This is a genomic window from Kitasatospora sp. NPDC059803 (genome assembly GCF_042732255.1).
In the GTDB taxonomy this organism is placed as follows: domain Bacteria; phylum Actinomycetota; class Actinomycetes; order Streptomycetales; family Streptomycetaceae; genus Kitasatospora.
In genome coordinates, this window is sequence record NZ_JBHWIJ010000309.1 from 1 (window position 1) to 9,926 (window position 9,926).

Here is a 9,926-nt window from a genome sequence, read left to right on the forward strand (position 1 = left end):
AATTCGTCGTCGACAACGACCTGGCCCCGGCCCAGCACCTCCGCGAACAGCTCGCACAGGATCTGCTCCTGCGGCGTCCGCGCCGCCCGACCGAACCCGGCCGACCCCGCCTCCGGCGCCGGCAGCGCCGCCCGGTCCAACTTCCCGTTCGGCGTCAACGGCAGCGCCGCCAACACCACGAACACCGACGGCACCAGGTAGTCCGGCAGCCGCTCGCGCAGGTACGACGCCAGCACCGGCGCCGTGGTCCCGCTCTCGGCCGCGGGTACGACGTAGGCGACGATCCTGGTGTCGCCCGGCCGGTCCTCGCGGGCGAGCACCGCGACCTGGGCCACGCCTGGGTGGGCGGCCAGCTCGGCCTCGATCTCGCCGGGCTCGACCCGGAAGCCGCGCACCTTCACCTGGTGGTCCGCCCGGCCGGCGAACTCCAGCTCCCTGTCGGCGCGCCAGCGCACCAGATCCCCGGTGCGGTACATCCGGCTGCCCGCCGGCCCGAACGGGTCGGCGACGAAGCGCCCGGCCGTCAGGCCCGGCCGGTTCAGGTAGCCGCGCGCCAGCCCGGCCCCGGCCAGGTACAGCTCGCCCGTGACGCCGGGGGCGACCGGCCGCAGGGCCGCGTCCAGCACGTACGCCCGGCTGTTGGCGATCGGGCGGCCGATCGGCACCGGCAGCGGGCAGTCGGCGGGGTCGGCCGGCAGCGGGAAGGCGGTGATCACGTGGGTCTCGGCCGGGCCGTAGTGGTTGTGCAGCACCCGGCCGGGCCCGCGGGCCTGGAGGCGCCGCAGGCCGCCGCCCAGGCGCATCGCCTCGCCGGCCTGCGCGATCAGCCGCAGGTCCGGCAGGTCCCGCCCGTGTTCCTCGGCCGCCTCCGCCAGTGCCTCGATCACCAGGTTGGGGGCGAAGAGCTCCGCCACCCGGTGGTGCTCCAGCCACCGGGCGAGGAGTTCGGCACTGCGGCGCTGCTCGTCGGTCGGCACCACCAGGGTCTTGCCGAACAGCAGCGCGGAGAGCATCTCCTGCACCGAGACGTCGAAGCTGAGCGCGGTGAACTGCGCGGTGCGCGTGCCCGTCCCGCCGCCGACGGCGCGGTGGTGCCAGTGCAGCAGGTTCGTCAGGGCGCCGGAGGGCATCACCACGCCCTTGGGCCGGCCGGTCGAGCCGGACGTGTAGATGACGTACGCCGGGTGCCGGGCGTCCGGTGCGACCAGCGGGTCGGTGTCCGGGTACGTCCCGGGCGCGTCGACGGCCGCGAGGTCGTCGAGCACCACGGCCGGCCGGGCGTCCTCCAGCATGTACGCGATCCGGGCCGCCGGGTAGTCCGGGTCGACCGGGAGGTACGCGGCGCCGGTCTTGAGCACCGCGAGGACGGCCACCACCAGCTCGGCCGAGCGCGGCAGGCACAGGGCGACGATCCGTTCCGGCCCCACCCCGCGCCCGATGAGCGCGTGGGCCAGCCGGTTGGCGCGGGCGTTCAGCTCCCGGTAGGTGAGCACGGTGTCCTCGAACACCACCGCCTCGGCCTCCGGGGTGGCCCTGGCCTGCGCCTCGAACAGCGCGGCCGGGCCGGTGCCGGGGTACGGGCACCCGGTGTCGTTGCGCGCGTCCAGCAGTTCGCGCCGTTCCTCGGCGGTGAGGACGTCGATCCGGCTCAGCGGCCGGTCCGGCTCGGCCGCCGCCGCCGCGAGCAGCCGCAGCCAGCGGGCGAGCAGGGCCTCCACCGTGGCCCGGTCGAACAGGTCGGTGGCGTACTCGACGTGGCCGATGATGCCCTCCGGCGCCCCGCCGGTGCCGCCGCGCTCCAGCAGGTGGAAGGAGAGGTCGAACATCGCGGTGGGCGACTGCAACAGCACGAGCTCGGTGGCCAGGCCGGGCAGCTCGAAGGCGGAGCGCGGCGCGTTCTGCAGCGCGAGCAGCACCTGGAACAGCGGCTGACGGGCCGACGACCGGGCCGGGTTGAGGGCCTCGACCAGGTGGTCGAACGGCAGCTCCTGGTGGGCGTACGCGGCCAGCGCGGTGTCCCGGACGCGGCCGAGCAGCTCGGCGAAGGTCGGGTCCCCGCTCGTGTCGGTACGCAGCACCAGCGTGTTGACGAAGAACCCGACCAGCTCGTCCAACGCCTGGTCCGTCCGGCCCGCGATCAGGCTCCCGACCGGGATGTCCTCACCCGCGCCCAGCTTGCTCAGCAGGGCCGAGAACCCCGCCTGGAGCACCATGAACACGCTCGCGCCGCGCTCACGGCCCAGGCGGACCAGCGCCTCGTGCAGTTCGGCGTCCAGCTCGACGGCGAGGTGTCCGCCCCGGCTGGAGACGGCCGTGGGGCGGGGCCGGTCGGCGGGCAGCCGGATCTGCTCCGGCAGGCCGGCCAGCTGCCCGGTCCAGTAGTCCGCCTGGCGGGCGAACAGGCTCTCCGGGTCGGTGCGGTCCCCGAGCAGCCGGTCGTGCCACAGGGTGTAGTCGGCGTACTGCACCGGCAGGTCCGCCCAGGCCGGTTCCTCGCCGCGCAGCCGCGCCGCGTACGCGGTGGACAGGTCGGCGGACACCAGGCCCAGCGACCAGGCGTCGCCCGCGATGTGGTGGATCACCACCAGCAGCACGTACGCGTCCGCCGCCAGTTCGAACAGCTCGGCGCGCACGGGCGCTTCGGCCGCCAGGTCGAATCCGCGGCCCACGGCCTCGGTCAGGGCCTGGGGCAGGCCCGCCTCGTCGGTCAAGGTGACGGACAGGCGCGGGCGGGCCGTCTCGGCGTCCAGGACCTGCTGGTACGGCACGCCGTCGATCTGGGGGAAGGCCGTGCGCAGGCTCTCGTGGCGGGCGACGACGTCCCCGAGCGCCGCCCGCAGCGCGTCCTGGTCCAGGTCGCCGGTCAGGCGCCAGGCCAGCGGGATGTGGTACATCGCGCTGGCGCCCTCCAGTTGGTCGACGAACCACAGCCGCCGCTGCGCGTACGACAGCGGCACGCGGTCGGGCCGCTCAGCGCGGCCCAGGGCGAGCCGTGCCCGGTCGGCTCCGCCGAGGCCGGCGGCCAGGCCGGCCACCGTCGGGGTCTCGAACAGGCTGCGCAGCTCCAGTTCCACGCCCAGGGTCGCGCGCACGCGGGCCACCAGCCGGGTGGCGAGCAGCGAGTGCCCGCCGAGGGAGAAGAAGTCGTCGTCGGCGCCGACCTGTGACACTCCCAGCACCTCCGCGAACAGTCCGGCGAGGACGTGTTCCTGCGGGGTGTGCGGAGCCCGGCCGGCCGGGGCGCCGGTGGTGTCGGGCTCGGGCAGGGCGCGCCGGTCGAGCTTGCCGTTGCCGGTCAGCGGCAGGGCGTCGAGGGCGACGTACGCGGCCGGCACCATGTGGTCCGGCAGCCGCTCGCGCAGGTGGGCGCGGAGCTCGTCCGGCTCGGCGGCCGCCCCGGCCACGGGCACCAGGTAGGCGACCAGCCGGGTGTCGTCGGCGCGGTCCTGCCGGGCGATCACCGCGACCTGGCGGATCCGCGGGTGCTGGGCCAGGGCCGCCTCGATCTCGCCGAGCTCGATCCGGAAGCCGCGCACCTTCACCTGGTCGTCCGCCCGGCCCGCGTACTCCAGTACGCCTGCGCGTCGGCGCACGAGGTCGCCGCTGCGGTACATCCGGCTGCCCGCCGGCCCGTACGGGTCGGCGACGAACCGCCCGGCGGTCAGGCCCGGCCGGTTCAGGTAGCCGCGCGCCAGACCGGCGCCGGCCACGTACAGCTCGCCGACGACCCCGGGGGGCACCGGCTGGAGGTACGCGTCGAGCACGTGGGCGCGCAGGTCGGGGATCGCGGTGCCGATGACGCTCGCCGGGCCGGCGGTGTGCGCGCCGTCCAGTTCCGCGTAGGTGACGTGCACGGTGGTCTCGGTGATGCCGTACATGTTGACCAGCCGCGGCGCACCCGCCGGGTGGCGCTCGAACCAGGGCGCCAGCCGGGCGGGCTCCAGGGCCTCGCCACCGAACACCACTGTACGCAGGGCGAGTTCACACGGGTGCTCGGCGTCGGCCTGCATCAGCTGGTAGAAGGCGGACGGCGTCTGGTTGAGCACCGTCACCCGCTCGCGGGCGAGGAGCTCCAGGAACCGCTCCGGTGCGCGGGTGACGTCGAACGGCACCACGACCAGTCGGCCGCCGTGCAGCAGCGGCCCCCAGATCTCCCAGACCGAGAAGTCGAAGGCGTAGGAGTGGAAGAGCGTCCAGACGTCCTCGGCGGAGAAGTCGAACCAGTGCCGGGTGGCGTCGAACAGCCGCACCACGTTGCGGTGCGGGACCACCACGCCCTTGGGCTTCCCGGTGGATCCGGAGGTGTAGATGACGTAGGCGGCGCTGTCGGGTGCGACGGTGACCACCGGATCCGTGTCCGGCAGCCCGGCCAGGTCGGCGGTGTCCACCAGGAGCCGGTCGACCCCGTCCGCGCCCGGCAGATCGCCACTGCGGCGGTCCGTCAGGAGCAGCGCGGGCCGGGCGTCGTCGAGCAGGTGGGCGATCCGGGCGGCCGGGTAGTCCGGGTCGACCGGCAGGTACGCGGCGCCGGCCTTGAGCACGGCGAGGACGGCCACCACCAGCTCGGCCGAGCGCGGCAGCGCCAGCGCCACCAGTTGCTCCGGCCCCACACCCCGCTCGATCAGCGCGTGCGCGAGCCGGTTGGCCCGGGCGTTCAGCTCGCCGTACGTCAGCGCGGCCTCGCCGCACACCACCGCGACCGCGTCCGGCCGCTCCCGCGCCTGGGCCTCGAACAGCGCGGGCAGCCCGGTGGTCTCGGCCGTCGTCGCGGGGACCGGTCCCGCCGGCAGCAGTGCGTGCCGCTCCTCGGTGGAGAGCAGGTCGAGCCGGCTGAGCCGTCGCCGGGGGTCGGCGACCGCCGCCGTGAGCAGGCGCACCCAGCGCGCGATCACCGTCTCGACGGTCGCCCGGTCGTACAGGTCGCGGGCGTACTCGACGAATCCGTCGATCCCCTCGGGGGCGCCGTCCTCGGAGTGCCGTTCGGACATCGAGAAGATCAGGTCGAGCTTGGAGGTGGTCGTGGTCAGATTGACCTCGCCGATCTCCAGCCCGGGCGGGGCAAAGTCGGCCCTCGGGGCGTTCTGGAGCACCAGCATGACCTGGAACAGCGGGTGGTGGGACAGCGACCGGGCCGGGTTGAGGGCCTCGACCAGGTACTCGAACGGCAGCTCCTGGTGGGCGTAGGCGGCCAGCGAGGTGTCCCGGACGCGGCCGAGCAGCTCGGCGAAGGTCGGGTCCCCGCTCGTGTCGGTGCGCAGCACCAGCGTGTTGACGAAGAACCCGACCAGCTCGTCCAGCGCCTGGTCCGTCCGGCCCGCGATCAGACTGCCGACCGGGATGTCCTCACCCGCGCCCAGCTTGCTCAGCAGGGCCGAGAGCCCTGCCTGGAGCACCATGAAGAGGCTGGTGCCGTGCGCGCGGGCGAGCTCGCGCAGGCCCTGGTGCAGCTGCGCGTCCAGTCCGCTGCGCACGAAGTCGCCCCGGTGCGAGGCCATCGCGGGGCGGGGCCGGTCGGTGGGCAGCTGGAGCTGCTCCGGCAGGCCGGCCAGTTGCCCGGTCCAGTAGTCCGCCTGCCGGGCGAACAGGCTGTCCCGGTCGGCGGCGTCGCCCAGCAGTTCGTGCTGCCACAGCGTGTAGTCGGCGTACTGGACGGCCAGCGCCTCCCAGGACGGCTCCTCGCCTCGGCGGCGCGCCGCGTAGGCGGCGGTCAGGTTCTGCGCCAGCGGGCCGAGCGACCAGCCGTCGCCCGCGATGTGGTGGACCACCAGCAGCAGGACGTGCTCGTCCGGCGCCAGTTCGAACAGTTCGGTGTGCAGCGGCAGGTCGGTGCCCAGGTCGAACTGGCAGGCCAGCGCCGTGGCCAGGACGGCGTCCAGCTCCGCTTCGGTGGTGCGACGCAGGTGCAGCCGGGGGCGGGCCGCCACGACGTCCAGCACCTGCTGGTACGGCACGCCGTCCACGGCCGGGAAGAGCGTGCGCAGGCTCTCGTGCCGGGCCACCACGTCCGCCAGCGCCGCCGTGAGCGCCTCGCGGTCGAGCGGTCCGGTCAGCCGCCAGGCCAGCGGGATGTTGTAGTTGGCGCTGGCGCCCTCCAGCTGGTGCAGGAACCACAGCCGGCGCTGGGCGAACGACAGCGGGGTCTTCTCCGGGCGCGGGTAGGGCGCCAGGGCCAGCTGGGCGCGGCGGGCGCCGGCGAGGGCGGCGGCCAGCGCGGCCGGGGTCGGGGACTCGAACAGGGTGCGTAGCTCCAGCTCGACCCCGAGGGTCGCGCGGACCCGGGCGGCCAGCCGGGTGGCGAGCAGGGAGTGCCCGCCGAGGTCGAAGAAGCTGTCCTCGACGCCGGCCTCGGCCACCCCGAGGACCTCGGCGAACAGCTCGCAGAGGATCTGCTCCTGCGGGGTGCGCGGTGCGCGGCCGGCTCCTGCTCCCGCCGAGACGAGTTCCGGTGCGGGCAGCGCCCGGCGGTCGAGTTTCCCGTTGGTGGTCAGCGGCAGCGCGTCCAGCTCGACGAACGCCGAGGGCACCATGTACTCGGGCAGCCGCTCGCGCAGGTACGCGCGCAGCTCGGCCGAGCGCGGGGCCGCGTCGGCCGCGGGCACCAGGTACCCGACCAGCCGGGTGTCGTCGGCGCGGTCCTGCCGGGCGAGGACGGCGGCCTGGGCGACGCCGGGGTGCGCGGCCAGGGCCGCCTCGATCTCGCCGAGCTCGATCCGGAAGCCGCGGACCTTCACCTGCTGGTCGGCCCGGCCGACGAAGCTCAGGCTGCCGTCCGTGGCCCTGCGCACCACGTCGCCGCTGCGGTACATCCGGCTGCCCGCCGGCCCGTACGGGTCGGCGACGAAGCGCCCGGCGGTCAGGCCCGGCCGGTTCAGGTAGCCGCGCGCCAGCCCGGCGCCCGCCACGTACAGCTCGCCCGCCACGCCCGGGGCCACCGGCCGCAGGTGGGGGTCCAGCACGTAGGCGCGCAGGTCGGGGATGGCGGCGCCGACCACGCTGGCCGCCCCCGCGGTCGCGGCCGAGCAGTCGAGCGCCGCGTAGGTGACGTGCACGGTGGTCTCGGTGATGCCGTACATGTTGACCAGCCGCGGCGCGTCGTCCGGGTGCCGTTCGTACCAGGCCGCCAGGCGGGCGGGCTCCAGGGCCTCGCCGCCGAACACGACGGTCCGCAGGGCGAGTTCGCACGGGTGCTCGGCTTCCGCCTGCATCAGCTGGTAGAAGGCGGACGGCGTCTGGTTGAGCACCGTCACCCGCTCGCGGGCGAGGAGCTCCAGGAACCGGCCGGGCGAGCGGCTGGTCTCGTAGTCCACGACCACCAGCCGGCCGCCGTACAGCAGCGGGCCCCACAGTTCCCAGACCGAGAAGTCGAAGGCGTAGGAGTGGAAGAGCGTCCACACGTCCTCGGCGGAGAAGTCGAACAGCGCCCGCGTGGTGCCGAACAGCCGCACCACGTTGCGGTGCGGGACCACCACGCCCTTGGGCTTCCCGGTGGAGCCCGAGGTGTAGATGACGTACGCCGGGTGACCGGGATCGACGGCGACGGCGGGGTCCGTGTCCGGCAGGCCGTCCAGGTCGGCGGTGTCCAGCAGGAGCCGGTCCACGGACTCCGCGCCGGGCAGGTCACCGATCTGACGGGTCGTCAGCAACAGTGCGGGGCGGGCGTCCTGGAGCAGGTAGGAGATCCGGGCCGCCGGGTACGCCGGGTCGACCGGCACGTAGGCGCCGCCGGCCTTGACCACCGCGAGCACCGCGACGACCAGGTCCGCCGAGCGCGGCAGGGCCAGGGCCACCAGCCGCTCCGGACCCACGCCCCGGTCGATCAGCGCGTGCGCGAGCCGGTTGGCCCGGGCGTTCAGCTCGCCGTACGTCAGCACGGCCTCGCCGCACACCACCGCGACCGCCGCAGGGTCGGCCCGCACCCGCTCCTCGACGAGCGCGGTGATGGTGCTCTGCGGAGTGTCGTCCTCGGCACCCGCCGCGGACGGCAGCAGTTCGCGCAGTTCGTCCGGCGACAACACGTCGATCCGGCCGATCCGGCCGTCCGGGTCGACGGCCACGGCCCGGAGCAGCCGCAGCCAGCGCTCGACGAGGTCCGCCGCGGTGGCCTCGTCGAAGAGGTCGGTGCTGTACTCCAGCACGCCCGACAGGCCGTCCTCGCCGGGCCGTTCGGTCAGGATGAAGGTCAGGTCGCACTTGGCCGTACCGGTGTGCACCAGATCGGTCGTCACCCGCAGCCCCGGCAGGTCGAAGGTGCCCGTGGGCGCGTTCTGCAGGGCGAGCATGGTCTGGAAGAGCGGGTGGTGGGCGAGCGACCTGGTCGGGTTCACCGCCTCCACCAGCTGCTCGAACGGCAGGTCCTGGTGGGCGTACGCGGCCAGCGCGCCGGCCCGGACCCGGCCCAGCAGTTCGGTGAAGGTCGGGTCGCCGGTCAGGTCGGTGCGCAGCACCAGCGTGTTGACGAAGAACCCGACCAGCTCGTCCACGGCCTCGTCGGTGCGCCCGGCGATCGGCGTGCCGATCGGTACGTCGGTGCCGGCGCCGAGCTTGCCGAGCAGGGCGGCCAGCCCGGCCTGGAGCACCATGAACAGGCTGGCGCCGCCGCCCCGGGCGAGCTCGCGCAGGCCCTGGTGCAGTTCGGCGTCGAGCCGGACCGGCAGTTGCGCTCCCCGGAAGGACATCGCGGCCGGCCTGGGCCGGTCGAAGGGCAGCTCGGTCTGTTCCGGCAGCCCCGCGAGCCGCTGCGACCAGGAGGCGAGCTGCCGGCTCTGGAGGCTGTCCGGATCGCTCTCCGCGCCGAGCAGCTCCCGCTGCCACAGGGTGTAGTCGGCGTACTGGACGGGCAGTCGGGCCCACTCGGGCTTCCCGCCCGCCGCCCGTGCGGCGTACGCGGCGGTCAGGTCCCGCGCCAGCGGGCCCATCGACCAGCCGTCGCCCGCGATGTGGTGCACCACCAGCAGCAGGGCGTGCTCGTCCGCGCCCAGCTCGAACAGCTCGGTGCGCAGCGGGGGCTGGGCCGCCAGGTCGAAGCCGTGCCGGGCCGACTCCGCCAGCCGCTTCGGCAGGTCGCCCGCGGCGACCGCGGTGACGCGCAGCCGGGGCCGGGCGGCGTCGGGGTCCAGCACCCGCTGGCACGGCTCGCCGTCGACCACCGGGAAGACGGTGCGCAGGCTCTCGTGCCGCTCGACGACGTCGGCCAGTGCGGCTTCCAGGGCCCGCCGGTCGAGGTCCCCGGACAGGCGCAGGGCCAGCGGCACGTTGTAGGTGGCGCCGGGCCCCTCCATGCTGTGCAGGAACCACAGCCGGCGCTGCGCGAAGGACAGCGGCACCGTGTCGGGCCGCTCGCGTCGCGACAGCGCGGGCCGCGCCCGGCCTGCCCGGTCCACGGTCGCCGCCAGGCCCGCGACGGTCGGCGCGTCGAACAGGTCGGCCAGGGCCAGCTCCACGCCGAGCACCGAGCGGGCCCGGGCGATCAGCCGGGTGGCCAGCAGCGAGTGCCCGCCGAGGTCGAAGAAACTGTCGTCCGCGCCGACCCCGGACACGCCGAGGACGTCGGCGAAGAGGCCGGCGAGCACCTGCTCGGCCGCGCTGCGCGGGGCCCGTCCGGCGGTGACCGGCGCCGGGCCGGGGGCCGGGAGCGCCTGGCGGTCGAGCTTGCCGTTGGGCGTCAGCGGGAGCCCGTCCAGCAGGACGAACGCGCCGGGCACCAGGTGCTCCGGCAGCCGTTCGCGCAGGTGGGCGCGGAGCCCGTCCGGCTCGACCCGCTCCCCGGCGGTCGGGACGACGTAGGCGACCAGCCGGGGCTCGTCCTCGGTACGCACCACGGCGGCGGCCCGAGCGACCTGCGGGTGCTCGGCGAGGACGGCCTCGACTTCGCCGAGCTCCACTCGGAAGCCGCGGACCTTGACTTGGTCGTCGGTCCGGCCGAGGAA

At 75.0% G+C, this 9,926-nt stretch carries 1 protein-coding gene; it reads right to left on the reverse strand.

What is annotated here, in order from left to right:
* On the reverse strand, positions 1-9,926 hold a 9,926-nt coding region (locus ACFV6I_RS33155; protein ID WP_380429390.1), incomplete at both ends, for an amino acid adenylation domain-containing protein.